The 26,940-nt window shown below is 56.8% G+C and carries 23 protein-coding genes and 1 riboswitch; of the genes, 15 read left to right on the forward strand and 8 right to left on the reverse strand.

Annotated elements, in window-relative coordinates:
* Window positions 1-631: 631 nt before the first annotated feature.
* A riboswitch (guanidine-I (ykkC/yxkD leader) is annotated at window positions 632-727 on the forward strand.
* Between the two features lie 45 nt (window positions 728-772).
* From L2W58_RS10870 to L2W58_RS10885, 4 genes are all read left to right on the forward strand, one after another.
* The gene (locus tag L2W58_RS10870) at window positions 773-1,483 is read left to right on the forward strand and encodes a B3/B4 domain-containing protein (RefSeq protein WP_236103367.1); all 711 of its coding nucleotides are present in this window, start codon (window positions 773-775) and stop codon (window positions 1,481-1,483) included.
* Window positions 1,484-1,952: 469 nt separating this feature from the next.
* Window positions 1,953-2,645: a radical SAM protein gene (locus L2W58_RS10875; protein WP_236103368.1), complete on the forward strand. Its 693-nt coding sequence runs from the start codon at window positions 1,953-1,955 to the stop codon at window positions 2,643-2,645.
* 11 nt (window positions 2,646-2,656) lie between these two features.
* A complete protein-coding gene (locus tag L2W58_RS10880) occupies window positions 2,657-3,961 on the forward strand; it encodes an MATE family efflux transporter (protein ID WP_236103369.1) in 1,305 nt (434 codons plus the stop codon).
* Complete coding sequence (locus tag L2W58_RS10885) at window positions 3,958-5,136, forward strand: trans-sulfuration enzyme family protein (protein ID WP_236103370.1); 1,179 nt, start codon at window positions 3,958-3,960, stop codon at window positions 5,134-5,136. The genes L2W58_RS10880 and L2W58_RS10885 overlap by 4 nt, the downstream gene beginning before the upstream one ends.
* Before the next feature lie 20 nt (window positions 5,137-5,156).
* Here the strand turns inward: L2W58_RS10885 and L2W58_RS10890 are convergent, their stop codons facing one another.
* Genes L2W58_RS10890 through L2W58_RS10905 form a run of 4 tightly spaced genes read right to left on the reverse strand, consistent with a single transcriptional unit; the run spans window position 5,157 to window position 8,621 of the window.
* The gene (locus tag L2W58_RS10890) at window positions 5,157-6,371 is read right to left on the reverse strand and encodes a M20 family metallo-hydrolase (RefSeq protein WP_236103371.1); all 1,215 of its coding nucleotides are present in this window, start codon (window positions 6,369-6,371) and stop codon (window positions 5,157-5,159) included.
* A 52-nt stretch (window positions 6,372-6,423) separates the two neighbouring features.
* On the reverse strand, window positions 6,424-7,866 hold the full coding sequence (locus tag L2W58_RS10895; RefSeq protein WP_236103372.1) for a sodium:solute symporter family protein: 1,443 nt from the start codon (window positions 7,864-7,866) through the stop codon (window positions 6,424-6,426).
* A gap of 2 nt (window positions 7,867-7,868) precedes the next feature.
* On the reverse strand, window positions 7,869-8,063 hold the full coding sequence (locus L2W58_RS10900; RefSeq protein ID WP_236103373.1) for a hypothetical protein: 195 nt from the start codon (window positions 8,061-8,063) through the stop codon (window positions 7,869-7,871).
* A gap of 42 nt (window positions 8,064-8,105) precedes the next feature.
* The gene (locus L2W58_RS10905; protein ID WP_236103374.1) at window positions 8,106-8,621 is read right to left on the reverse strand and encodes a transcription repressor NadR; all 516 of its coding nucleotides are present in this window, start codon (window positions 8,619-8,621) and stop codon (window positions 8,106-8,108) included.
* A 243-nt stretch (window positions 8,622-8,864) separates the two neighbouring features.
* Between L2W58_RS10905 and L2W58_RS10910 the strand changes: the two genes are divergently transcribed.
* On the forward strand, window positions 8,865-10,775 hold the full coding sequence (locus L2W58_RS10910; RefSeq protein ID WP_236103375.1) for a [Fe-Fe] hydrogenase large subunit C-terminal domain-containing protein: 1,911 nt from the start codon (window positions 8,865-8,867) through the stop codon (window positions 10,773-10,775).
* A gap of 40 nt (window positions 10,776-10,815) precedes the next feature.
* On the opposite strand, the gene L2W58_RS10915 is transcribed toward L2W58_RS10910, so the two are convergent.
* The 3 genes from L2W58_RS10915 to L2W58_RS10925 form a co-directional block, all read right to left on the reverse strand.
* On the reverse strand, window positions 10,816-11,418 hold the full coding sequence (locus L2W58_RS10915) for a class I SAM-dependent methyltransferase (protein ID WP_236103376.1): 603 nt from the start codon (window positions 11,416-11,418) through the stop codon (window positions 10,816-10,818).
* A 114-nt stretch (window positions 11,419-11,532) separates the two neighbouring features.
* Window positions 11,533-13,548: an ATP-binding cassette domain-containing protein gene (locus tag L2W58_RS10920; protein WP_236103377.1), complete on the reverse strand. Its 2,016-nt coding sequence runs from the start codon at window positions 13,546-13,548 to the stop codon at window positions 11,533-11,535.
* A gap of 48 nt (window positions 13,549-13,596) precedes the next feature.
* Entirely contained in the window at window positions 13,597-14,160 is a 564-nt protein-coding gene (locus L2W58_RS10925) for an ECF transporter S component (protein WP_236103378.1), read from the reverse strand.
* A 176-nt stretch (window positions 14,161-14,336) separates the two neighbouring features.
* Here L2W58_RS10925 and L2W58_RS10930 point away from each other — a divergent pair, with 176 nt between their 5' ends.
* Window positions 14,337-14,837, forward strand: a complete 501-nt coding sequence (locus tag L2W58_RS10930) for a MarR family winged helix-turn-helix transcriptional regulator (protein ID WP_236103379.1) — start codon at window positions 14,337-14,339, stop codon at window positions 14,835-14,837.
* A 141-nt stretch (window positions 14,838-14,978) separates the two neighbouring features.
* On the opposite strand, the gene L2W58_RS10935 is transcribed toward L2W58_RS10930, so the two are convergent.
* Window positions 14,979-17,117, reverse strand: coding sequence for a methyl-accepting chemotaxis protein (locus L2W58_RS10935; protein ID WP_236103380.1), 2,139 nt, complete (start codon window positions 17,115-17,117; stop codon window positions 14,979-14,981).
* 211 nt (window positions 17,118-17,328) lie between these two features.
* Between L2W58_RS10935 and L2W58_RS10940 the strand changes: the two genes are divergently transcribed.
* The 9 genes from L2W58_RS10940 (at window position 17,329) to hydE (ending at window position 26,920) form a co-directional block, all read left to right on the forward strand.
* A complete protein-coding gene (locus L2W58_RS10940; protein WP_236103381.1) occupies window positions 17,329-18,681 on the forward strand; it encodes an MATE family efflux transporter in 1,353 nt (450 codons plus the stop codon).
* A 115-nt stretch (window positions 18,682-18,796) separates the two neighbouring features.
* The gene (locus tag L2W58_RS10945) at window positions 18,797-19,279 is read left to right on the forward strand and encodes an NADH-quinone oxidoreductase subunit NuoE family protein (RefSeq protein WP_236103382.1); all 483 of its coding nucleotides are present in this window, start codon (window positions 18,797-18,799) and stop codon (window positions 19,277-19,279) included.
* Between the two features lie 16 nt (window positions 19,280-19,295).
* Window positions 19,296-19,694, forward strand: a complete 399-nt coding sequence (locus tag L2W58_RS10950; protein WP_236103383.1) for a (2Fe-2S) ferredoxin domain-containing protein — start codon at window positions 19,296-19,298, stop codon at window positions 19,692-19,694.
* Between the two features lie 27 nt (window positions 19,695-19,721).
* Window positions 19,722-21,518: an NADH-quinone oxidoreductase subunit NuoF gene (locus L2W58_RS10955; RefSeq protein ID WP_236103384.1), complete on the forward strand. Its 1,797-nt coding sequence runs from the start codon at window positions 19,722-19,724 to the stop codon at window positions 21,516-21,518.
* Window positions 21,519-21,537: 19 nt separating this feature from the next.
* On the forward strand, window positions 21,538-23,304 hold the full coding sequence (locus tag L2W58_RS10960) for an NADH-dependent [FeFe] hydrogenase, group A6 (protein WP_236103385.1): 1,767 nt from the start codon (window positions 21,538-21,540) through the stop codon (window positions 23,302-23,304).
* A gap of 72 nt (window positions 23,305-23,376) precedes the next feature.
* Complete coding sequence (locus tag L2W58_RS10965) at window positions 23,377-24,168, forward strand: nitroreductase family protein (RefSeq protein ID WP_236103386.1); 792 nt, start codon at window positions 23,377-23,379, stop codon at window positions 24,166-24,168.
* Window positions 24,161-24,700, forward strand: a complete 540-nt coding sequence (locus tag L2W58_RS10970) for a nitroreductase family protein (protein ID WP_236103387.1) — start codon at window positions 24,161-24,163, stop codon at window positions 24,698-24,700. Before L2W58_RS10965 ends, L2W58_RS10970 begins: the two co-directional genes overlap by 8 nt.
* Window positions 24,701-24,713: 13 nt before the next feature.
* Entirely contained in the window at window positions 24,714-25,937 is a 1,224-nt protein-coding gene (gene hydF / locus L2W58_RS10975; protein ID WP_236103388.1) for a [FeFe] hydrogenase H-cluster maturation GTPase HydF, read from the forward strand.
* On the forward strand, window positions 25,934-26,920 hold the full coding sequence (hydE, locus tag L2W58_RS10980; RefSeq protein ID WP_236103389.1) for a [FeFe] hydrogenase H-cluster radical SAM maturase HydE: 987 nt from the start codon (window positions 25,934-25,936) through the stop codon (window positions 26,918-26,920). The genes hydF and hydE overlap by 4 nt, the downstream gene beginning before the upstream one ends.
* Window positions 26,921-26,940: the final 20 nt, after the last annotated feature.

Raw genomic sequence — 26,940 nt, forward strand, 5'->3', positions numbered from 1 at the left:
CCGCAGGAGATCTACTTCGGAAAGGAAGACCTATAGCAGTCTGACCTAAACTAATCTAGGCTAAAAAATGGTCTTGACAATGGGGTCCACCATACTTTATGAGAACTACTTTCGCTCTTTGATGCAGAAAAGGGAAAAGCATTCAGGGAGGAGGCTAACATCATCACCACAAAAAAACTAAAATAAAAAAACAATCTTTTTTTTCTCAAGACGGCCATCCTTTCAGACCCCATGTATCTTACATCTAAGTTAGGCCCCATATCAAACACTTGTTTATAATAACATCAATAACGGATAAAATATAACGTCTAAAATTTTATCGGGTATTCTCCGGTATATGGCGGAGCCTATCAGGCAAGATGTCGTAAAAAGATAGGGAGCGTTCACTACCTCGGGAACCTGTCCATTTTTAAGTACCCCATACATGATCGGCCTTCTGACCCTCACTCCGGAGATCAAGAAACTCAAAAACGACTACTTCTCCGGCTCCATGAGGTGGAGAGAGGGGAAGTTCTCCTAGCCCAAGATCCCACTTGACATGGGGTAAAAGCTTGTCTATATTTAAATTTGGATTCATATCGACCTGTTATCTCGTCACATCCAGGTCCTTAAAGGATCTAAAAATCGAATAAGCTCAGTTTTCTAGGGTTCCGCGGCCTTTGGTCGGCAGGTCCGAGAGAAAACGCACGACTCGTCGTGTACACGGAAGGATAAAAGCCTGGGAGATTCGGTTCCCGGGCTTTTTTATATCCCGAAAAGGAGGTAGGTCCGCATGAAAAGGTTCATCGTCGAGGACGACTTCCGGCAGGTGTTCCCCGATTCGCTCATAGGGATCGTGGTCTGCCGCGGCCTAGACAACTCGATCAGGAACGAAGAGGAATACCGGGAGATGCTCAAGGAAGCGGAGACGGAGGCACTCAAACACCTGACCGAAAGCGAGTTCTCCGAAAACGGCCCCGTGAAGGTATGGAGAGAGGCCTTCAGAAAGTTCAAGACCAAGAAGGGAGCCAGATCGTCCATAGAGGCACTGCTGAAAAGGGTCCAGAAGGGACAGGAACTGAGGACCATAAACCCTCTGGTGGACATCTACAACGCCATCTCTCTGAGATACGGTCTACCCTGCGGCGGCGAGGACATAGACACCTTCGTGGGAGACATAAAACTGACCAAGGCGATCGGCGACGAGGATTTCATCGTTCTCGGAGAGGACAAGTCCTCCCCTCCCTACGAGGGAGAGATAGTCTATAAAGACGATCTGGGCGCCATCTGCCGCTGCTGGAACTGGAGGGAGTCGGTCCGCACCATGTTGACCGACGAGACGAAGAACGCCTTTTTATGTATCGAGCTGGTGGACGACTCCAGAAGAAGCGACCTCGAAAAAGCTCTGAAAGAGCTGTCCGATATGGTCAAAGAGAAGCTGGGCGGCACCTGCGAGATCTCGATTTTAGACAGTGAAAACGGGGAAGCCGCGATAGAGCCTTAAGGGCATCTCTAAAAACGTCACTCCTCGGAGAGGCCGTTTCGGCGGAGCCCATTCGAGCCCGTATTTCCGACCTGCCGTCGTGTAGTACGGATGGGGCGACAGGACGTCGCCCCAAGCCGAGGGGGCACAGGACGTGCCCTCCGAGGCGGTCCGTACGAAACAGGCAGGTCGGGAATACGTTCGGGCGAGACAGGGCGGAGCCGAAACGACCTCTCCGAGGAAACTCGGACCTGAGATTTTAGAGGTACCCTTAAGATAGAAGCGCCATCGGACCGTCTCTAGAGAGGACGATCTTTCAGGCTCTCCCAATTGACAAGCCTCCAATATCGTGATATTTATGTTTGCAAATAAAAGAGAAGCCATTCCCCTGCCGCCGGGTAGGGGAGCCAGGCGCCGGCCTCCCCATCGTTAGGCCTTCGAAGATGGGGAGAACCGGCGCCTTTTCTATTTGATCATAGGAGGAGAGGCCATGAAAGGGTTCAGTTACAAGGAGATCTACGAGGAGAACGGCAGAAGAGTGCTGGAGGTTAACGTGCTTCCCGAAAAGCACTGCAACTTCGACTGCGTGTTCTGTCCCATAGGGAGGTCGAAGGACAAGGTGGACACCCAGAGACCCTTCGACGGCCTGGAGGAATCCCTGGCGGAGCTGAAAAGAAGGATAAAGGCGGAGAAGCCCGATCTGGTCTTCATAAACTCGATGGGAGAAGCCTTCGTCCACCAGGGGATCGGAGAGATAGTCGACTTGATCCGATCCACCGGAACGGCGGTCCGCCTCCTCTCCAACGGCTACCTTCTGGGAAGGGACGGCTACATGGAGATAGCGAATCGATGCGACGAGGTCGTCGGGGAGCTGAAGACCATATCGGAGAAACGGTTTCAGAAATTCCAGCGTCCCATGGAAGGCTACTCCCTGTCGGAGTATCTCCGCAATATGGAGGCCTTCCGCAGACAGTACGAAGGAAAGTTCATTCTGGAGGTCACGGCCATAAAAGGTTGTAACGACGACGATGTCTCGGTTTTGAGGACGAAGGCGGCGGTCCGGAGGATATCCCCGGACGTACTGGAGGTGGTGAGGATCGAGGAAGAACGGTTTCAAAAGGCCCTGGGAGTTACCCCGGAAAGGCTGGAGGAGATAGAGAGAGAGCTGAGGGACGCCCTCTAGAGGCCCGGATTTTGAACGAACTCGGAAGTCGCAGGCTGTTTTTCAAATACGCCGTGCCTCAGATGGTGGGACTGCTGTTCAACTCCATCTATCTAATAGTGGACGGCGTCTTCATAGGCAACCGCCTGGGCAGGATCGGCATGGCCGCCGCGGCCATCTCCGTTCCCGTGATAGAGATACTGATAGCCATCTCCATGGCCCTGGCCTCCGGAGCGGGAATCATGATCTCCGATCGGCTGGGCCGTGAAAGGCTCGGCGAGGCCCTCAGGATATTCAAGGCGTCCATACTTCTCTCTGCCCTTGTAGGATCGGCGGTCGTCCTGTTGGGAAATCACTTCTGCCACGGGATCGCCAGGCTTCTGGGAGCGACGCCGGGGATCCACGACCAGGCTGTGGGCTACCTGAGATACATCGTGCTGTTTTCGCCCTTTCTCCTCTTCAGCTTTCTCCTGGGAGGACTGGCCAGAAACGACGGCCGTCCCGGCCTCGCCATGACGGCCCTGACCCTGGGCTCTCTGTCCAACGTCGTTTTGGACTACCTGTTCCTCTACCCCATGGACATGGGCATAGAGGGTGCGGCTCTGGCTACGGCTATAGGCCCGGTCGTGAGCGTTATCGTACTGCTGCCCCACTTCCTGCTGAAAAAGGGCAGGCTGTACCTCGAAAAGGCAACGATCCGATGGAAAGACTGGCACGACATATTGAGGCTGGGATCTCCGTCCTTCGTGATGGAGTTCAGCATAGGGATAATTACCTTTATCTACAACGTTGCCATCGTTAAAAACGGATACGGAGAGACCGGCCTGGCGGCTTATCTGGTCATAGGGTACATGATGCTCATATTCCTGACCCTCTTTCTAGGCATGGCCGAGGGCCTTCAGCCGGTGTTCAGCTACCTCCAGAGCGTGGGGAACCACGGGAAAAACGACGAACTCCTGTCCTTCGCCAGGTGCTTTTTTCTGGCGATCGGTATATCCTGCCATGTGGGGATAGTCCTGTTCGGACGGGATTTCATATCCATCTTCTCGCCGGAGGAGATAGCCATGATAGATCTGGCGGAAAAAGCGAGCCCGGTCTACTTCGCCGGATTTTTTCTGGCCGGGTTCAACATCCTGGAGATATCCTTCCGGCAATCCACCGGAGTAACGAGGAGTGCCATGACGATCTCCCTGCTCAGGAGCGTGGTGGCACCTCCTGTCCTGATAGGTCTGCTGCCCCTCGCCCTGGGGAGAGAGTCCATATGGGCCTGCCATTCTCTTGCCGAGGCTGGGACGGCCTGCTATATATTCAAGACGACGAGGAGGAACGAAAGATGAGAGGAAAGATGGGAAAACAGACTACCGCGGTACACGGCGGAGGGAGAAAGGACGACGCGTTCGGGGCCGTCAACGAGCCGATCTACATGACCTCCAACTACCGCATCCCCACCGACGGCACCCCGGTGGACTGGAGCGGAACGGAGAGCAACATCTACGCCAGAAACCGAAACGTCAACCAGATGGTGCCACAGGACAAGCTCTGCGCCCTGACCGGAGCGGAGGACTGCGCCGTCTTCGGAAGCGGAGTGGCGGCCCTTGCCGGGGTGTTCACCACCTTCCTCGACTCGGGGGACCACGTCGTTGTATCCGAGGTCTGCTACAGCGCCACCAACCTGCTGTTTCGGGACTACCTGCCTAAAAAATACGGCATAGACGTGACCTTCGTGGACACCACCGACACCGAGGCGGTGAGGGAAGCCATAGGCCCCAAGACCCGACTGGTCCACGTGGAGACCCCCGGCAATCCCACGACGGAGATCAGCGACGTGGAGGCCATAGCCGCATCCGCCCACGAGAGCGGGGCCCTGGTATCGGTGGACGCCACCTTCGCCGGCCCCATCTGCATCTACCCCCTGAAGCTGGGGGCGGACCTGGAGATCCACAGCATGACCAAGTACATAAACGGCCACGGCGACTCCCTGGGAGGATGCGTGCTCGGCAGAAAAGAACTGCTTGCGGAACTGAAGGAACTGGCCATGGTCAACTACGGCGGCATACTGAGCCCCTTCAACGCATGGCTGATATCCAGAGGACTGGTGACCCTCCCGATCAGGATGGCCCAACACGGCGATACCGCCATGGCGGTGGCACGGTTCCTGGAGAAGAGTCCGGCGGTCCGCTTCGTCTGGTATCCCGGGCTGGAGAGCCATCCCCAGCGAGAGAGGGCCGAGAAGCTGATGAAGGGCCGGTATTCCGGCATGATTGCCTTCGACATAGAGGGCGACGACATGACCCACCAGAGGTTCCTGGACGAGCTTAAGCTGGTGACCCACGCCGTCTCCCTGGGAGACACGGAGAGCCTCATAGTCTACTACGATAAAAACAGCGATAAACTGCCCCACTATCCGGAAATCTTCCGAAAGGGTTTCTTCCGCTTCAGCATCGGCCTGGAGGATGGAGAGGACATCATCGAGGACATGGAGCAGGCGTTCCAAGCCTGTGGCCTGATCTGATCCAGCCCTTTCCGTCTCGTCTATCGATTCGCCAGCCTCACGGCGCACTCTAAGAGCACGTCGACCCCGTCGGCTATCTGATCGAAGTCGCTGTCCTCCTGAGGACAGTGGCTCTTGCCTCCGATGGAAGGCACGAAGATCATCGCGGTGGGAACTATGTGGGACATGATCTGGGCATCGTGTCCCGCTCCGCTCCACAGGTGGGTGGACGAAAGCCCTCTTTCGTCCGCCACCGACTGGATCATAGAGACCAGATCTTCGTCGAAAGAGACGGGGGCGACGTCGGCCTCCCGGGAATATCGGACCTCGAGGCCGAAACGTTCTGCCAGATCGTCCATGGTCCTCTCCGCCTCCTCCTTCATAGAGGCGAGTTTCTCCCCGTCGGGATGGCGAAGGTCCAGGGTGAAGCCGGTCTCCCCTGGTATCACGTTTATTATGTAGGGATCGACGGAGATCTTGCCTATGGTGGCGCATCCGCCCATGCTCTCGGCAAGCTCGGTCATCTTCACGTGAAGGTGGGATACCGCCAGCAGAGAGTCGTTCCTCATTCCCATAGGGGTCGTCCCTGCGTGATTGGCCTGGCCGACGTAGCGCCCCTGCCACCAAACGATCCCCTGGACTCCGTCGACCACGCCGAAGGGAACTCCCTTCATGTCCAGATAGGGCCCCTGCTCCACGTGGATCTCGAGATAAGCCGAAGGCCTTACCAGGTCGGAGCCTCTGTAGCCTATCCTCTCGAGTTCCTCTCCCACCGAGACGCCGTCGTCGTCCACGCGGGAATACATATCCTCGACCGAGACCTCCTCGGCCAATACGAGACTGCCCATCATGTCCGGGGCGAACCTGGCCCCCTCCTCGTTGGTGAAGGCCGCCACAGCCAGGGATCGACGATGGGAGATCCCCCTCTCCGCCACGGTCCTAAGCACCTCCAGACCTCCGAGAACGCCGACGCAGCCGTCGAACCTTCCGGCATGTCGGACCGTGTCTATGTGGGAACCCAACATGACCGGATCCCCCTGTTCCTCTCCGGGAAGGATGCCGAAGATATTTCCAATGGCATCGACCTTGACCTCCAACCCCGAGGCCTCAAGCCAGGAGACCAGCAGGTCCCGGCCCGCCTTATCCCCGTCGTCCAGGGCCAGCCTGGTCCTGAACCCAGAATCGTCCAGGCCGACTCGACCTAGAGTCTCTATGGAATCCCTCAACCTCACCCTGTTCACGGCACGATCTTTCATCTCGTTACCTCCTATACAGGAAGATATACACACCTTCAGGGGACATTGTACTTTAAAAATGTCCCTCCATCTCGCCTTTCATACCGTCGAAAAACCGAGAACAGTTCTCCGGCGGGGAGGTGAGAAGACTGACCACCACGAAGGTCACGGAAGAAGCCGCCAATCCCCACAGGGCCGGCCACTGCCCCATGGGTTTCAAACCAGCCAGACTGAGTCCGGCCACCACGGTCCCTCCGATCACCAGGCTCGAAAGAGCGCCCCATGCGGTACCCCTGCGCCAGAAAAAGGCCCCCAACACGGCTGGAAGCTGCATCAGCAGACCTCCCGAGGCCATGGCGGAGAGCACCACTATGAGGTCGAAACGGAACTGGGCGAAGAGGAAACAGGCCACAGCCACGACCGGTATCATCAGCCTTCCGATATGGAGCTCTCCCTCCTCCGACATTCCGGGGCTCAGAGGGCGAACCACGTCCCGTCCGAACATGGAGCTCAGGGTGAGCACCACCGAGTTCAGGGTGGACACCGCCGCCGCCATTATGCTGACGGTGACGACCAGTCCCAGAGCCACCGGAACCTGGGACAACAGCACCGGCATGGCCCTGTCCGCGTTCTCCAGCCCCGGATTTATTATGGCGACGGAGAAACCCAAAAGTCCGCATATGAGGGTGTATATCAGTCCGAAACCGGAAAATCCGAGGATCATGTTCCTGAGGCTTCGGGGATTCTCCGGCGTGTAGAGCCTCTGGACGACCTGGGGATTGGTCACAGCGAAGAAGGCCCAGGGCAGGGTAAGCCCCAGATACAGAGGCAGGGACCAGTTGACCTTGAGCAGATCCGGATTCTCCGACACGGTCAGGATAAAGCCGTCCGGAAAGAAGTGTGTGACGACGAAAGCAGTCAGAAGGAGGCTGGCCACGAGCATAACCAACGCCTGAAGGCTGTCGGTCCAGGCTACCGACCTCATCCCGGCCAGGCAGAAGGTCACGGCTATCAAGGCCGCCGCCCCGGAACCGGCCACGAAGGGAATGGCGCCGCCGGAGAGGGTCTCCAGCAGATACCCCACCCCCATGAGCTGAACCGAGGCATAGGGTATAAGCATGACCAGACAGAGACAGGCCGCGGCGAAACCGACCTTCCTGCTACCGTAACGAAACGACAGAAGCTCGGTAGGGCTTACCAGATCGAAGGCCCGTCCCGCCGCCCAGTATCTGGGGGCGAAGAGGACCAGCAGCAGCACGGTGAAGATCAGATAGGTGAACTCGAAACCCAGAGCGGCCACGCCGGTCCTGTAGGTGAGCCCCACTAGGCCGACCATCATGAAGGCGCTGTAGGTCGTGGCGCTGTAGGTCAGGGCCGAGACGAAACCACCTACCGCTCGATTCGCCAGAAAATAATCGGAAAGACCGCTTCCTCTCCTTCGACGGGCCTGCCAGGAGATCAGAGAACCCAGAAGAAACCACAGGGCTATCCCGGAGGACAGCATTACTCCCGACATGGCTAGGGCCTCCTCTCGGTTCCCCAGGAACCGGTGTAGATCGCTCCGGAGAGGACTACCGCCAGGGTCAACAAGAGCCAGACGGCGAAAGCCCCTCTAAAAGACCCGCTTTCCCTCAAGACGCCGAAGGGAAGGGCCACGTCCAGCAGGGTAACGATAGCCATCCATATCAACCAAAGCCTTTCCTTTTTTCTCATATTACCAACACTTCCTTCTGGGTAATCGAACCGTTCGAAAAGTTAGAAGCTCACGAGGAACCCGGCGTTCCTCAGGCCCTCCTCGATATCCCGTAGTACCCCCTCGCTCGGGGCCTCCACGGTGTGAAGGTGGAACCCGTCGGAAAGAGAGAGCAGAGGATGGCGACCGGTTGTCTCCATCAAGGTCAGAAATCGGTCCACTTCCTCCTGAGATCCCACGTCCACGTTCCCCCGCAGCTCGCCGTATATGGGGTGGTCTATGAAGACGTCCAGAACCCTTCCTCCCATGGAGACGACCAGTGAAAGCTCACGGTATATCTGATCTGCCTGATGACAGACGGCGAAGCTCCTTCTGAAAGAGGGAGGACGGCGCTCCTCCCTATAACCCCGGGACGTTGCCACTATGGGAAGGCCCTCCTCCCGAAGGGTAGCTATGTCCTGAACTATGGCCTGACGGCTGACCCCCAAACGCTCCGCCAGTTCCACGCCGCTGATCGGATCCTCCGAACCTCTGAGTATACCGGCCAAGGCGTCGAGACGACCTCTCCTGTCTCCCATGGGAACACCTCCTTGAGCAGATTATAGCAGCTAGTAGCAGACAAACAAGGCCAGATAAGCAGGCAGAATAAAAAAACAATTCCCTATCTATAGACTTATTCCCATGCGTATATTTCAAATCCGAAATAAGCTATATCTTATAGGAGGGATTTTTTTACGGCTTTCTCAAGACCGTCGACATGGCAGAAAACTAAGGGGGGATTTTCGTTGTCAAACGAAAAAAACGAAGGGAAATCCGAACACATGGCTCAGGTAATAGGGATAGACATCGACAAATGCAACAACTGCCATGCGTGCATAGCGGCCTGTCCGGTAAAATTCTGCAACGACGGCAGTGGAGACCACGTATCCATAAATCACCATACGTGCATCGCCTGCGGGAAGTGTATTCAGGCATGTCCCCAAGGGGCCAGATACGGGATGGACGATTTCGATAAGTTCATGGAAGCCTGCCGTCAGAAGGAGAAGGTCGTAGCGATAGTAGCTCCGGCGGTATCCGCCGTTTTCGGGACCGACGCCGATAGCATCAACGGATGGCTTAGATCGATAGGCGTGGATGGAATTTTCGACGTCAGCTTCGGAGCGGAACTTACCGTTAAAAGCTACGTGGAACACATCAGGAGAGATCACCCGAAAACGATCATCTCTCAGCCATGTCCCGCCATAGTATCCTTCGTGGAGATCTATCATCCCGAGCTGATTCCCTACCTGGCCCCGGCGGACAGCCCCATGCTCCACACCATAAAGATGATAAGACACTTCTACCCCCGGTATAGAGGACATAAAATAGCGGCAATCTCCCCCTGTCTGGCAAAAAAAAGGGAGTTCGAGGAGACTGGGATGGGAGACTATAACGTGACCTTCGACAGCATAAAAAGATACCTATACGTGAACGAGACCGACCTGGGTTCCTTTCCGAAGATCCCTTACGACACCCCACCGGCGGAGAGAGCTGTGCTGTTCCCCGTTCCGGGAGGGCTTATGAAGACGGCGGAGGGAGAGGTTCCCGGAATAGGGGATAGGACGAGAAAGATAGAGGGACCGGAGGCGGTGTACCCCTATCTGGCACGACTAAAATCCGCCATAGATCGAGGGGAGGCTCCCCTGATGGTGGACTGCCTCAGCTGCGCCCTGGGATGCAACGGAGGCCCCGGCACGCCTAAAACGGACCTCACTATCGACGAGGTGGAGAACAGGGTTCACAGACGAAAAGAGAAGGCCGAAAAGCTTCACGGAAGCGGATTTTCAGGCTTTAAAAAACTGAAATTGAAAAAATCCATAAACCAGCGCTGGAAAGCAGGCCTTTACGAAAGAAACTACCTAGACAGGTCGGCGCTATCTAAAATTCGCACACCGTCGGAAGACGAGCTCAAAGAGGTCTACCTATCGATGGGCAAGAGTTCCCCTGAGGATATCTACGACTGCGGCGCCTGCGGCTACGGCTCCTGTGAAAAGATGGCCATAGCCATATTCAACGGATTGAACAAACCGGGAAACTGTCTCCACTACATGGTCGCCGACCTGAACGCGACGAAAAAGCTGGTAGAGACGGAAAAAGCCAACTCCGACGCCAAGGCGGACGAGAAAAGCAGAGAGGCCAACGAGGCTAAAAAAGAGATAGAGAACAAAATGGAGAAAAACCTTGCCATGGCCGAAGAGGTGGCTAGACACACCGCCGCGTTGGAGAAGAACATGGACAGGGTCAACGAGATGATGACCTCGTTGACAGATCTGCTGAAAAAGAACGAAATCGCCTGTGCCGAACTGGACGAGAGGACGACCCAGGCGAACGACATTCTGACTACTTTCGCCCCTATAGCCAAGGCGATCAACGCCACCTCGATACAGACCAACATGCTGGCCCTGAACGCCACGATAGAGGCCGTTCATGCCGGAGCATCGGGACAGGGCTTCGCCGTTGTGGCCGGCGAGGTAGGGAAGCTCGCCGAAAAGGTCCACGGAGAAGCGGGAAAAATCGCACCGGCTACGCAGAATATAGAGAGGATCTTCGTCGACATCAAAAACCAGGCGATAACGGTAGCGGAAGGCGTGTCGAACTCCAACGGACTTACCCGTCAGACCGAGGAGGCCGTTCGCGACATGAGGGAATCGGCGAAGAAGATAAACTCGGAAATAGAGGAACTGTGCCGATAAGCCGATAAGCCGATACCGATCGAGCCGGTCGCCTTTGGAGCTAGGACATCTCGAACCTCAAAAGGTAGCTCCTTCCGAAATCGAACAAGTCCAGCGCTCTGAAACCACAGGGGGACAGGAGTCTTTCGGCCTCGTCCGGAGAGATTCTTACACCTGTCGGAGGTCCGAAAAGTTCCCCCTCTCCGTAGACCTCTATAACAGCGAGGAGTCCGCCGGGTCGGAGGACCCGGCGGATTTCCGCCCCCAGCTCCGAAACTCGATCGACGACCTCCGGAATGTGCAGCACGGTGGAGAGAAGGGAGAGGTCTACACAGTCGTCCTCCAGAGGAATAGCCCTCGTTATATCCCCTGTCCGCGTCGTTACGTTAAACAGACCCTTTCGACCTATCCGTACATTCAGATCATCGATAGCGGCCTCGTCTCTGTCAAGGGCGAGAACCCTTCCCGAACTTCCGACAATAGAGGAAGCCCGGATCGAGTAATCCCCGAAGCCACATCCGAGATCCAAAAAGAAATCGCCCTCTTTCAACCCCAACACGCGGAAGATTTCCTCGCTATCGTGAATGAAGAAACTGCTGACTCCCTGACGATGATCGCCCATACCGCAACGGTGGCAACCGCAATTACAGCTATTAGCTTCCATGAAAAAACCGATCCCCTTTCTCGAGAAATCTGACTCCCGAAACCACCAATATAGTTTACCTGCTTAACTATATGGCGAAGATTACAGCCTTCTCGAAGGGGTGTCAAGGCGATCCTACCTATCGACGAAATTCCGGGAGGTCAAGGCCCCGTCTTTCAAGGTCCAAACGGTGGAAAAGAAACGGGAGACAAAGTCGGGATCGTGGCTGACCGCCAGCACGGCTCCCCTCTGACGCTCCAGCCAGTTCTCGAAAATCCTCATCCATCGACCGTCGAAGTCCCTGGTGGGCTCGTCCAGCAGCAGCATATCGAGGTCCTTGACGGCCAGGGACGCCACGGCCACCATCCGTCGCTCCGCCGAGTTCAGGTCCAGAGGGTGCCTCTTCTCCATACCGGAGAGACCGGTGTCGACCAGAGCCCTCTCGAGGCGAGCCTCTTTTTCCGATCTGGACAGATTCTCCTTCCTCAGAGAAAACAGGACCTCTTCCGCCACGGTAGAGTGAAAGATCTGCCTCTCCGCGTCCTGGAAAAGAAAACCGACCCGGGAGGCCCTGAGCTCGGGGTCCATGGATCCCACGTCCAGACCATCCAGCTCGATAGACCCCGAATCGGGGGAGATCAATCCGGAGCAGAGTCTCATCAAAGTCGACTTCCCCGCCCCGTTGGGCCCTACCAAGGCGATCCTCTCCCCTTCTCGTACCATCCCGTCTATAGAATCGAAAACGGAGGGTTCTTCGGGGCGCCAGGAAAAGCCGAGATCCCGGAACTCAAGCAGAGATCTTCCTCCGGAGACGCCTCCCTGAACCGCCCCGTCGAGACGAGGACGGGGGGGACTCTCTGCGTCTAAAACCAGAGATCCGCCCTCCAGAAAGCCTTTCTGATCGCAAAACCCCTTGAAGGGCTCTCCGTCCCGTTCCAGAAGCACCACGGAACAGCCGCTTTTCCCGGACCATTCCTTGAGTCCTGCGGCTATCACAGGTACGTCGGCGGAGGCTATCCTGGAAAATGCCTCGTCCAGTATCAACAGCCTGGAAGACATGGCCACAGAGGAGGCCAAGGCCGTTTTCTGGGCCTCTCCGCCGGACAGCTCGATCGGATTTCTATCCCTAAGATGGGATATGCCGAGCAAATCCATAGCTCTCTCCACCCTGGGCTCGATCTTTTCGGGGGAAATCGACAGATTCCCCGGTCCGAAAGAGATCTCGTCCCAGACGGAGTAGCAACATCCCGACATTGAAAGCCCCGGTATCTGTTGCACCCATTGGACCTTGTCGGACAGATGGAGACATCCTAAAGGACGGATATCCTTACCCGTAACGGAGACAGTTCCCTCCACATAACCTCCTCTATGTTCCGGAACCGCCCCGGAGAGGACGGCGGCCAGACTGGACTTGCCGCTTCCGTTACCCCCCTCCACCAAGAGCCATTCTCCCGGAAACAGAGTAAGCCCAGGGACCTCCACTACGGGGTCTCCTTCTCTGGAGGAACGCAGGACCAGTCGGTCCACGGACAAAACGGGGGTTTCTTCCGTCAAACTATCCTCCGATGATTTCAAGAATTCTTCTTCGCTTTTTTTCTTGGAACTTCCGGAAAAAAGACCGAATCCCTTCATGTCCAACGCGGCGCTTCTTGCCGGAAGATCGTTCAACAAACCCAACACCAGGGGAAACACCAGAGCGGACAGAGACGAGAACCGTTCCCTCATTGACCCCTTTACCCTGACGCCTCTTGCGAGCTGGGCCTCTCGAATCTCCCCTATCCTGACCTTGATCTGTTCGGCCAGCAGCAGAGGACTCGCCATCAGATAGGCGATCCCATCGGGAGCAGGCCCGTTCAAAAGGGCCTTCACAATCCTTCTAGGAGGAAAATACTCCAGAAGAAACTGTGATACGGACACCACCGACAGGATACGAAGCCACAGCCCCATCGCCCATAGAGGCCTGGCTCCGACGGCTTCCGACCCGACGAGTCTGGCGAAAAACCCGCCGTGTATAAGCCAGAAGCCAAGGGCTAGAGGTACCATAAGGTAGACCAGTGATATCAGACGGTGCCTGGCCCTGGGCCATAAGAGCAAGGAACAGGACGATAGACAGGCCATGACAGCCACAAAGGGAAAGGCCGGAAGCGCCATGGAGCTTCCGACCCACAAAGACCAAAATAGAAATAACGCCAAGGGAGATCAGACCGCCTCGTCCGCAAGCGGGAAGAGGGAACGTATCCGCTCGGGAAGGCGTTTCACCAACATCCAACCGATGAGACAGCTGACCACCTTGTCCACCAGGTTGCTCCCTATAACGGTGATCGCGACGGACTTCAACAGATTCTGTCCGACGGCGTTCATATAGGCCACGAAGAAATCCGCTCCGGAACCGGTAACCCCTCCGAACAGATAGGTCCTTATGGGGGTTGCCACGATCGTGACGAAGATCGTCATCACGACGCCGGAGACTACGACCATGGGCAGGGATCTGAACATCCCCCTGCGAGCCGTGAATCCGGCCACCAGGCCTATCACCATGGCTACGGGAGCGAAGGCCGCCGCTATGGGGCCGGTGAGAAGCCCCCATATTAGGTTGGTGAAAAGACCGGTAGCCATACCTACCCAGGGCCCCATGAGAAGGGCCGCCAATATGGTCCCTATGGAGTCCAGAAAGATGGGAAGCTTCAGGCTGGATGCGATCTGCCCCAACCCCATGTTTATCGCTATGCAGAGAGCCATGAGAACCAGAGTCTTGTTTTTCATACCACTACCCCTTTTCATAAAGTCGATAACCTCCAACGGAGGAGGCCCGACCGAAATTATAGGGAAACCCCAACAAAAAGAAAAGCATTCTATTCTTCTTCGTTATTTTTATGCTGAGAACAACGGGACGACGCAGCTATCTTGACAGCCCAGTTCATCATATCTATCATCTATTCATGACGGATAAAGATAGGAAATTACACGAGATAGTAACCAGAGTTCAGAGGATAGTCGGCAGGCATCTCCAGATAGACAAGGTCCCTCTGGAGGTGGACGGAGCGACTCTGTCTCCCGCAGAGGTACACGCCCTACAGGCTATAGGGGGAAATCAAGGCTGCAACATGACCGCTCTCGGGGAGATCCTAGGGGTGACGAAAAGCGCAGCCTCCCAGATGGTGACAAAACTGGAGAGAAAGAAAGTCGTCAGGAGGATACCGTCGCCGGACAGCGGGAAGGAGATTCTCCTGTTCCTGACGAAGGCCGGACAGGACATCTTCCTCGAGTACCACGCCTTCGACATGAGACATATGTCCAACCTTATCGAAAGGCTTAACCGCTTCCCCGAATCGGCTTTGTCCGACGCGTCCGCAGTTTTGGCCGAGATAGAGCGAACCGCGGACGAACGAATGGAGGATCTCTTCAGAAAACAAGACGACAGGGAACGGCGCAAGGAATAATCATCGAGGGACCGACGGCCCGACCGAGAACTGTTCCCGAACAGAGCCCAGGACGTCCTCCGCCAGAGGAAGCAGGAACCTGCCTCTGGCGTTCAAAACCAAGCACCCGTCCGATCGGACGGGCGCTTTTCGATACAGCGGCTATCGGGAGACTACGGCCTTTTCCTCCCTCACCTTGAAACGGGCGATCCTGGCGGTCAGGTCCTCTCCCTGGAGGTCCAACTCCTTCGCCATCTCGGCTACAGACTGGGCGGCCTCCCTGGCCTCCCCGGCCGACTCGGTCATCTCTCTGACGGACTCGGCTATCTTCGTGGTTCCCATGGTTATCTGGTCCATGGCGGAGGCCATCTCCTGACTGGAGGCCGCCTGTTCCTGTGATATGGCAGCCACGTTGTCTATGGCCTCCACGAACGTGGAGATCTTTTCCAGAGAGTCCTTAAGGTCGGCCCCGGCCTCATTGGCCCTCGTCGCTATATCGGTGATGACCTTGCCGGTCTCCTCCGTCACGGATATGGATTGTCTGGAGTTGGCCTCAAGGCCCTCCATAAGCTTGGCTACCTCTCCCGCGGCGGAATTGGACTCCTCCGCCAGCTTGCGGACCTCCTCAGCCACGACTGCGAAGCCCCTTCCAGCGTCTCCCGCCCGGGCCGCCTCTATGGCGGCGTTCAGGGCCAGGAGGTTCGTCTGATCGGCTATGCCCGTTATGGTCTCGACGAATCCGGCTATGTCCCTGACCGCCGCCCCAAGCTCTTCCATGGCCTTTACGCTCTCGACCGATTTTCTCTCCACGTCCGAAAGGTCCTGGACCACCGCCTCCACCTTGTCCACCGAGGACCTGGCCGTCTCGCCAGCCCCCCGTCCCGCTGTAGCTCCGTCCGCCGCGGACTTCGCCATGGTCTGGGCTCCGCTGGCGACCTCTTCAATCCCGGCGGTGGTCTCCTCTATAGAGGCGCTGTTCGACTCGGAGAGCTCGGAGGTCTGATTCAGCCCGGTCTCAACCGTCTCCACCGACGAGTTGGTCCTGCCGGACAGTTCCAGAAGCTCCTTCGATATACGGGACACCGCCCTGGCCGCCATGTCGATCTGGGCCACCGATTCGGCCTGGGAGGCCACCATGGCGGACAGGCCGTCCACGACGGTTCCGATCTCGTCCTCCGAGTCGACTCCGAAGTCCTCCCTGGTCATGGTGAGGTCGCCCTCCTGAGCTCTAGCGGCCATCTCCGAGATTTTTCTGAGGGGACGGACGATCCTTCCCGCCACCAGCCACACGGCCCCGACCACCAAGACGAGCCCCGCCGCCGCTATCGCCAACGTAAGATAGAGCATCCGATCGGAGGCCGCCATGACCTCGCCCTTCTCTATGACGGCCCCGAAACTCCAGGGCGTTCCGGTATCTCCTACGACCACCGGGGCGAATGCCTTGTATACCGTATCGTTCAACGAGACGGACCATGCCTCGTCGAACCAGCTATCACCGGAAGCAATTTTTTTCAGGAAGTATGCTCCCCTATCCCCTACTGTCTCGCCTATGGGCTTTCCTATCCTATTGTGATCCGGATGGGCCACTACGACCCCCTTGGTCGACATAAGCCGACCGAAGCCGGTGTCGTAAAGTTTGGCCTCGTCGTTGATCCCGTTCAGAGATTCTACCGAGATATCCACTCCTACCGCTCCTACCTTGGTCCCATCTATCTCCATAGGAACTACGAGGCTGGTCAAGGTCACGGTTCGGTCTCCCGTGTCGTACTGGAAGGGCTCCAGAATGGTCTCCCTTCCTCTCTCCATCGGCACCAGGTAGAAATCCCCCTCTCCGGAGGTATCGTATCCCTCGAGAGGGACCAGCTTCGCCTCTCCTCCGTCCTTGAACCAGTAGGGAATAAAGCGGCCGGTCTCGTCGTGTCCCTCTATGTAGGCGTAGGCGTAATCCTGGCCGTCGAATGCGTCCGGCTCCCAGCAGGTCCATAGCCCGAAGAAATCGGGGTTGGCCTTCAAGGTCTCGGAGAGGATGCTGTTAACCATCTCCCGGTTGCCCTCGTCGGTGCGAACCAGTCCCTCCAACACGTGCCCCAGGGTCCGTGCCACCTCCAGTCCCGAATCCAGTCTGAGCTTCATCTGATTTGCGAACTCGGTCGAACGGCTCATGGCCAGGTCCTTGGCCTGCACCATGCTTTCCCTGCGATTCATGTAGGAGATGGTCCCGATCATTCCGGCGAACACCACGAGCACCACCGTCAGTACCATCGCCACTATCTTGAGCTGTAGACTCCGCTTAAACCCCACTCTCAACACCTCTTCCAATCCATTAAAACTTCCTAACAAGGATCGAACGTTCTCCATATGGTAACACATCGGGGTCTCCTCAGAACCTTGGAACGAAGATAAACCCTTTTTTCCATATAGTAGAACCACAAAAAGTAAAGGAATGTCAAGAGGATCGAGGGGAAAAACGTGTATAATACCCGGGATATCAAAATAAGAGGAGGGTTCTGCGATGAAGGACAGGACCGAGTTTTTAGGGAAAGAGCCGGTCGGGAGACTCCTGGCCAAGCTGTCCATACCCGCCATGACGGGAATGCTGGTGATGGCGTCTTACAACGTGGTGGACACCATATTCGTTGGAAGAGGGGTAGGCCCTTTAGGCCTGGGAGCCATAGCTTCGGCCTTTCCGATACAGTTCATAGTCCACGCCCTGGCCATGATGGTCGGGGTCGGAGCGGCGTCGTTGGTCTCCAGAGCCCTCGGAGCCGGCGACAACGAAAGAGCGGAGGTCGCCCTGGGGAACGCCTTCTTCATGGCACTGGTGGCGGGACTCTTCGTCTCCGCCGCAGGAAGGGTTTCTATGCCGACCCTGGTGGCCTTGACCGGCGCTCCGTCGGAGCTGGCTCCGTTGATTCGAGACTACCTGGGGACCATTTTTCTTGGGTCCTCCCTGCTGGTCTGCGGGATAACGATGAACTGCGTGATAAGGTCCGAGGGCAGCGCCAAGGTCGCCATGATGTCACTGATACTCTCGGCGGTCACGAATATAGCGTTGGACCCGATCTTCATCTTCGTATTGAAGATGGGGGTGACGGGAGCTGCCGTCGCCACGGTCATTGCCCAGGGGGTAACCTTCGTGTGGGCCATAGCCCACTATCTGGTTCCCGGCAGAAGCTCCGTCAGACTGCACACCTCCAATCTGAGACCTCGATGGTCAATACTGAAGGAGATCATGACAGTCGGGGGCTCCGAGTTCGCCAGGCTATCGGCCCAGTCTGTGGCGGGGGTTCTCATCCTGAACCGCCTCAGCTTCTACGGAGGCACCGACGCCATGGCGGCTCAGGGCATCGTTCAGAAAATGCTGAGCCTGAGCATAATGCCCATCTTCGGCATAGCCCAGGGCCTTCAGCCCATAGTGGGGTACGCCTACGGAGCGGGAGACAACATGAGGGCCAAGAAAGCCGTGGAACTGGCGCTGATATCGGCTTCGATAATATCCCTGGGCACCTCGGTTCTGCTTCTGACCGTACCGGGACCTCTGGTAAGGGTGTTCACAGACTCTCCCGCCCTGATAGACACCACTAAAAGCTTCATCAGAGTGGCTATATCGATGTACTTCGTCGTGGGCTTTCAGATAATAGGGACAGCCACTTTTCAGTCGCTGGGCTTCTCCAGACCGTCCATGGTGCTGTCCCTGAGTCGACAGGTTCTCCTCCTGATCCCCCTTGCCCTGATACTGCCTCCCTATCTGGGGCTGTTGGGCGTATTCCTGGTTTACCCTACCGCCGACGTAGCCTCCGCGGTGTTGACCATGTGGCTTTTGACCAGGTACAGAAAAAGACTGATCCCCTCGCAAGCGAATTGACGCGTATTTTATATACACGTTTGTTCGTTCACTATTCGGGTGCTATGATATCTTACGCACGTAGCACCTTTTCGCATCACCAGTTTTCCGCAAACACGGAAGGGGAGAAAAGTTCATGGACAAATGCACTTGCACCACACACAAGGGGTTCGACGAGCTTGGGGCGTTCGTAGAATCCCTGCCGAACAAGAAAGGCGAGCTGATAACGGTCCTTCACAAGGCTCAATCCATTTTCGGCTACCTGCCTAAGGAGGTCCAGGAATTCGTGGCTGACAGGCTGGACCTGCCTCTCGCCAAAGTCTACGGAGTGGTCAAATTCTACTCTTTCTTTTCGATGACCCCTAAGGGCAGATATCCCATATCGGTCTGTATGGGAACAGCCTGCTACGTCAGAGGAGCCGAGGAGGTCCTAACCGAACTTACCAGACAGCTGGGCATATCCGTCGGAGGGGTATCGGAGGACGGCAAGTTTTCTCTGGACACTCTCAGGTGTGTAGGCGCCTGCGGGCTGGCCCCTGTTGTAATCGTAGGTGAAAAAGTCTACGGCAGAGTGGAGCCCGGCAAGATAGCCGGCATACTGGCGGAATACGCCGAGTAGGACGGAGGGGAACCGAATGAGCACCATAAAATCTCTGGACGAGCTCAAAAAAATCAGAGCACAGATGAAATCAGCCACGGAACTTCGAGAAAAGGGACAGGATATAGAGAAACTCGTCCAGGTTAAGGTCAGCATGGGAACCTGCGGCATCGTCGCTGGAGCGAGAGAGACCCTCGACGGCCTCATGGAAGAGGTGAAGTCCAGAGGAATAGATAACGTGGTATTCACCCAGACCGGATGCATGGGGTACTGCCACAGCGAACCCACAGTGGAGATAACCCTCCCCGGACAGGATCCGGTGGTCTTCGGCGATGTCTCGGGGAACAGGATCTCCGAGATAGTCGAGCGCTACATAGTCGAGGGCGAACTGGTGGACGGGGTCATCCCCGTAGCCTATAAGACGATTCACGAATAGCCGTTCCGGCGAGAGGGGGAGCATTTCATGACCGATGTCAAGATGCATGTCCTGGTCTGCGGAGGAACGGGCTGCATGTCGTCCAAGAGCCAGGAGATCATAGATAACTTTCGACGATGCCTCGAGGAACGCCGTATGGACCAGGAGGTCAAGGTAATCGTCTCCGGATGTTTCGGTTTCTGCGAAAAGGGACCTATCGTAAAGATAGCTCCGGACAACACGTTCTACGTGCAGGTGACGCCAGAAGACGTGGAGGAGATAGTGGAGGAACACATCGTCAAGGGACGCAAGGTTCCCAGGCTTCTATACGTAGATCCCAAAACGTCGGAGCACATCTCCGACTCTAAACACATGGACTTCTACAAAAAACAGATGAGGGTAGCCCTCAGAAACTGCGGTTTTATAGATCCGGAGAACATAGACGAATACATAGCCAGAGACGGATATATGGCACTCGGCACGATACTGGAGACGATGACTCCCGCCGAGGTCATAGACAAGGTAAAAAGCTCGGGACTTCGGGGAAGAGGCGGCGGCGGGTTCCCGACGGGGCTCAAGTGGGAGTTCGCATCCCGATATTCTTCCGAACAGGGAAAGTACGTCATCTGCAACGCCGACGAGGGCGACCCGGGGGCCTTCATGGACCGATCCATACTGGAGGGAGACCCCCACTCGATAGTGGAGGCCATGTCCATATGCGGCTACGCCATAGGCGCCGACAAGGGACTTGTCTACATCAGAGCGGAGTACCCTCTGGCGGTAAAGAGACTTCGCGGGGCAATCGAGTCCGCCAGATCGACCGGACTGTTGGGCAAGGACATATTGGGCAGCGAGTTTTCCTTCGACATCGACATTCGCTACGGAGCAGGCGCTTTCGTCTGCGGCGAGGAGACCGCCCTTATCCATTCCATGGAGGGAGAAAGAGGCGAACCGACCAGCAAGCCGCCGTTCCCCGCGGAAAAGGGCTTCTGGGGCAAGCCTTCCAACGTGAACAACGTCGAGACCTTCGCCAACGTTCCGGCGATCTTCCTCAAGGGCCCCGATTGGTTCTCCTCCATAGGCACCGAGAAAAGCCCCGGGACCAAGGTCTTCGCGTTGGCCGGCAAGGTCAACAACGTCGGTCTCGTGGAGGTTCCCATGGGAACGACTCTGAGAGAGGTCATCTTCGACATAGGAGGAGGCATCAGAGGAGGCAAGAGATTCAAGGCCGTACAGACCGGAGGCCCCTCTGGCGGCTGCCTTACGGAGAAGGACCTGGACACGCCTATAGATTTCGACAACCTACTGGCGGCGGGGTCCATGATGGGCTCCGGCGGAATGATCGTCATGGACGAGACCGACTGCATGCCGGCTGTGGCCAAGTTCTATCTGGAATTCACAGTCGAGGAATCCTGCGGGAAGTGCACCCCTTGCAGGGTGGGCAACAAAAGGCTTCTCGAGATACTGGAGAAAATAACGGAGGGCAAGGGAACAATGGAGGACCTCAAGATTCTGAAGGACCTCTCGGGAGTCATAAAGGACACGTCCCTTTGCGGCCTCGGCCAGACCGCCCCCAACCCCATTCTGTCCACGCTGGACAAGTTCTGGGACGAATACGTGGCTCACGTAGAGGAACATCGCTGCCCGTCGGGGAAATGCCGCAAGCTGATCTCCTATCGGATAGACCCAGACCTCTGCAGGGGATGCACCATGTGCGCCAGAAAATGCCCCGCCGACGCCATCTCCGGGTCGGTCAAGGAAATTCACGTTATAGACCAGGACAAATGCGTGAAATGCGGAGCCTGTATGGACACCTGCAAGTTCGGTGCCATCTCCAAGATATAACCGGGGGGAAGTGGACGATATGACCAAGATGATAGATCTCACCGTGGACGGACGCTCCGTTTCGGTCCCCGAGGGGAGCACCATACTGGACGCCGCCAAGAAGCTGGACATAGACATACCCACGCTCTGCCACCTCGATCTCGAGGGAACTCCGATGGTCAATAAGGGAGCGTCGTGCAGAATATGCGTGGTGGAGGTGGAGGGAAGACGCAACCTGGCCCCCTCATGCGCGACGCCGGCCACCGACGGCATGGTGGTCCGCACCAACACCATCAGGGTCCTCCACGCCAGAAAGACCGTCCTGGAGCTTCTTCTTTCCGATCACCCCAAGGACTGCCTGGTCTGTGCAAAAAGCGGAAACTGCGAGCTTCAGGAACTGGCAGAGCGGTTCGGACTCAGGGAGAACCGTTTCGATGGAGGCTCCCAGAGCACCTACCGTAAGGACGTATCTCCCGCCATAGAGAGGGACATGAACAAGTGTATAATGTGCCGCCGCTGCGAGACCATGTGCAACGAGGTACAGACGGTCGGAGCCCTCTCGGGAATAAACAGGGGATTCGACGCCGTTGTGGCTCCGGCCTTCGAGATGCCTCTGGAAGAGTCGGTCTGCACCTTCTGCGGACAGTGCGTGGCCGTATGTCCCACAGGAGCCCTCGTGGAGAGAGACTATACCTGGAGGGTTATCGAAGCTCTGGCCGACCCGGAAAAAGTCGTGGTCGTCCAGACCGCTCCGGCGGTACGCGCCGCCCTCGGCGAGGAATTCGGATACGAACCGGGCACTCTGGTAACAGGCAAGATGGCCGCATCGCTTCGAAGGCTGGGATTCGACCACGTATTCGACACCGACTTCGCCGCGGATCTCACCATCATGGAGGAGGCCAGCGAGTTCCTGGACAGGCTCACGAGACATCTTGAAGGCGACACATCCGTCCGGCTTCCCATACTGACATCCTGCTGCCCCGCATGGGTCAAGTTCTTCGAGCACCAGTACCCCGATCTTCTGGACGTTCCCTCGACGGCTAAATCGCCCCAGCAGATGTTCGGCGCCATAGCCAAGAGCTTCTACGCAGAAAAGCTGGACATCCCCAGGGAAAAGATGGTCGTTGTGTCCATAATGCCCTGTCTCGCGAAAAAATACGAATGCGCCCGCGAGGAGTTCTCCGTAAACGGCAATCCCGACGTGGATATATCGATCACAACGAGGGAACTGGCACATCTCATAAAGAGGGCCAACATAGACTTCCGCAACCTGCCGGACGAGAACTTCGACGATCCGCTGGGAGCGTCCACGGGAGCCGCCGTAATCTTCGGCACCACCGGAGGCGTCATAGAGGCTGCGGTACGATCCGCCGCCGAATGGGCCACCGGGCATAGTCTGGACAGGGTCGAGTTCGAGGTCCTCAGAGGACTGGAAGGGTGCAGAGAGGCAAAGATCCCCGTGGGAGATCTGACCCTTCACATCGGTATAGCCCACGGACTCGGCAACGCGAGACGACTTCTGGACGCGGTGAAAAACAACGAGGTCGAACCGTTCCACGCCATAGAGATAATGGCATGCCCCGGAGGCTGCGTAGGCGGCGGAGGACAGCCCTACCATCACGGAAACATGGATATAATAGCTAAGAGGGCCGAGGCGCTCTACAGGGAGGACCAGGGCAAGCCGATACGCAAATCCCACGAAAATCCCTCCATCAAGGCGCTTTACGAGGAATATCTCGGCAAACCGCTGGGTGAGAAATCACATCACCTTCTCCACACGCACTACTTCAAACGTCATAAGATCTGACGAAACACACTCCGGCGGCCCGAAGGCCGCCGGATACCTTATTCTCCTGCTCAACGAAAAGGAGGGAGAAAGATGAACGCCACGGAAAAAACGCTGCAAACCAGGACATCGCTGCGCCGTTATGCGGATCGTCCGATTTCCGAGGAGGAACGTCTCTCCATATTATCGGCGGCGATGGCGGCTCCCACGGCGGGAAACATGATGCTCTACTCCATAATCGAGATAACCGATCAAGCGGTAAAGGAAAGTCTGGTCGAGACCTGCGACGGTCAGCCCTTCATAGCCAAGGCCCCTCTGGTGCTGCTTTTTCTGGCCGATCAGCAGAGATGGCACGATTTCTTCGTCCACGGAGGGGTGCCGAAAATGTGCGACGAACACGGACTGACCTGGCGGGAACCGGAGGAATCGGACCTGATGCTCGGCTGCTGCGACGCCCTGATAGCCGCACAGAACTCGGTAATAGCGGCCGAAAGCCTGGGAATAGGATCGTGCTATATAGGCGATATCATGGAAAACTACGAGAGACACAGGGAAATCTTCGACCTTCCCAGGTGGACCTTTCCGATAGCTCTGGTATGTTACGGTCACTACCCCGACGGAGAACGGCCTCCACGAAGAGGGAGACTTCCGATGGAGATCGTCGTCCACAGAGACGTCTACCGTAAGACGGACGAAAAAGTCTTCGATATCATGGAAGAGCACAGACGACTGTGGTCCATAACGAAGATCGGGGCCCCTGCGGAAAACGGAGCGCAGAAAATGTACCTTCGAAAAAACGGCGCACCCTTTTCATTCGAGATGTCGAGATCGGTAAAGGCGGCCATCTCCCGGTGGCTCGGAGAGGAACCGAAGGACCATGCTTGACCGTCTTATTATTGAAAGGCGAAGCGTCAGAAAATACAGCCCCGAACCAGTTCCCGAGGAAATCCTCGAGGCCTGTCTGGACGCGGCCCGAATGGCCCCCAGCGCCTGCAACTCCCAGCCCTGGTTTTTTCACGTATGTCGATCGGAGAAGGCTAAAAACGCGGTTGCGGACGCCATGAACTCGGGAATATACGGCAGGGGTTTGAACCGTTTCGTCCAGGAGGCCCCGGTCATAGTGGCGGTGGAGACCCTGAAACGGGAGAAGGCCGCCCCGTGGCTCGCCGGGATGGTCCGAAACGTGAGGTACGAGACCATGGACGTAGCCATAGCGGTGGACCACCTGACCCTCAAGGCGACGGAGCTGGGACTCGGCACCTGCTGGATAGGCTGGTTCAACGAAAAGGCGGTCAAATCGGCCCTCGGACTTCCGAAAACCTCGCGGCTCGACGTCATGTTGACGGTCGGATGGCCCGACGACAGGCCGAGGCCGAAGAAGAGGAAGGACCGGGAAGATATCCGCCGCTATCTGTGAGAGGAGGGCTCCCATGCTGACCACCCCCAAGGCGGAGAGGCTGACCCTGGTGATCTACGGACTTAGAAACAGCGGCAAGTCGTCTCTGACCAACAACCTGCTTCGCACCTCGGCGTCCATAGTGTCGGACCGGCCGGGCACCACCACCGATCCTGTGGTCCACGCCATGGAGATGGGGCCTCTGGGCCCGGTTTCGGTGGTCGACACCGCCGGATTCGACGACCTCGACGACGAGCTCGGATCCATGAGGGTCGAGAGAAGCGAACGCAAACTGGAGACGGCGGACATAGTCCTGTTCGTCACCAGAGGAGACGTCCCCCCGACGGCGCAAGAAGAGGCCCTCGCAGAGAGGCTTAGACGGCGAAACCTGCCATGTCTGACGGTGCTGACCTTCGCAGATTCGGGCATATGCGACGAAAAAAGCGTGTTTGCCCCGGGATTCAGGAAAATACTGGTGGACAACCGTTCCGGTCACGGAATAGAGGATCTGGACATGGCTCTGCAACGTTTCTCCGACAAAATTGAGAGAGAAATAACTCCGTTGGAGGGACTAGTCCAGGCGGGAGAGATGATTCTGCTGGTCACGCCTATAGATGCTTCGGCCCCGAAGGCCAGGATGATACTGCCTCAGGTTGAGACTATAAGGGACATCCTGGACAAGGATTGCGTGATGACGGTAACGACGGAGAAGAGGCTTTCCCATTGCTACGACGCCCTCAAGGAAAGACCTTCACTGGTTATAACGGACAGCCAAGCCTTCTCAGAGGTTGGGGCTGCATTACCGGAAGACCAGTTGCTCACTTCGTTCTCCATCGTCTTCGCCAGAAAGAAAGGGGACCTGGGCTTTTTTGTAGAGAGCTTGGGAAAACTAAAGGAAGTACCGCCGGGCGGAAGAATCCTGGTCCTGGAGGCCTGCAAACATCACAGGATGAACGACGACATAGGGACCGTGAAGATACCGAACCTGTTCAGAAAGAAGGTCCGCCCCGACGTATCTTTCGAGCTAAAACAGGAGATCCCCTCTTCCAATGAATTGCGCAACTACGATTTCGTCATCAACTGCGCCGGCTGCATGGTAACCAGAAGAGAAATGATGAAGAGAGTTTCGCTTCTGAAGGAAAACAAAATCCCCGGAACAAACTACGGCCTGTTTCTCGCCTGGGGGAAAGGGCTTCTACCTAGAGCCCTCGAGCCCTTCCCGGTGGAGCACGCACTTTACAGGAGCGTATCGTTTTGAACGAACAGAACGAAATAACGCTGATCCGTCAGGCCGACGCTCTCAGGAGGAGCCGCTACGGCGACGGAGTGTGGATTCGCGGTCTACTTGAATTCACAAACCGATGCCGCCAGAACTGCCTCTACTGCGGCCTTCGAAGGGACAACAGCCGGGTCCGTCGATACAGTTTGGACGAAGAGGAGATATTCACCTCGGTGAACCAGGGATACCGGGCCGGGATAAGGACCTTCGTCCTTCAGGGAGGAGAGGACCCGGCATGGCCCGCCTCGAGGCTCTGCCGTACCGTGGAGGACATAAAAAGGCGGGCTCCGGAGGCGGCTGTAACGCTGAGCTGCGGCATCATGGAGAGAGAGGACTATCGAGCCCTCGCCTCCGCCGGAACGGACCGCTATCTTCTGCGGTTCGAGACCTGCGACGGCGAGCTCCACAGACTGCTCAGAGACGGGGTTTCCCTCTCGGAACGCCTAAAGGCCCTGGTCGACCTGAGGGAGGCCGGTATCGAGTTGGGCTCTGGCTTCATGGTGGGACTGCCCGGCGAGACCGAGGAGACAAGCCGGGGAAATCTGGCCCTGTGCAGGGACCTCGACCTGGACATGGTGGGGATAGGGCCCTTCATAGCCAATCCCGAGACCCCCTTGGCCCACTGTCCGTCCGGGTCCATGGAGGAGACGGTCAGGCTGACCGCCATGCTCAGGCTGATGCTGCCCGACGCCAACATACCGGCCACCACCGCCGCCGGTTCCCTGTCTCCCGGAGGACGAGAGGCCATGCTTGCCGCCGGGGCTAACGTCCTCATGCCCAACATAACTCCGCCTCGCTATCGAGATCATTACAGGCTCTATCCGGGCAAGACTGGGTTGGAACTGGACCATCTTCCGGAGCTTGACTCCATATCCGAGGCGTTAATAGCGGCGGGAAGACGGATGGACATGGGCAAAGGAAACTCGATATCCTGGAGAAAGAGGAGGGTAAAGCCGGTCTAGTCCGACTCCACCCTTCTCTT

It is taken from the genome of Dethiosulfovibrio faecalis, assembly GCF_021568795.1.
Lineage (GTDB): Bacteria > Synergistota > Synergistia > Synergistales > Dethiosulfovibrionaceae > Dethiosulfovibrio > Dethiosulfovibrio faecalis.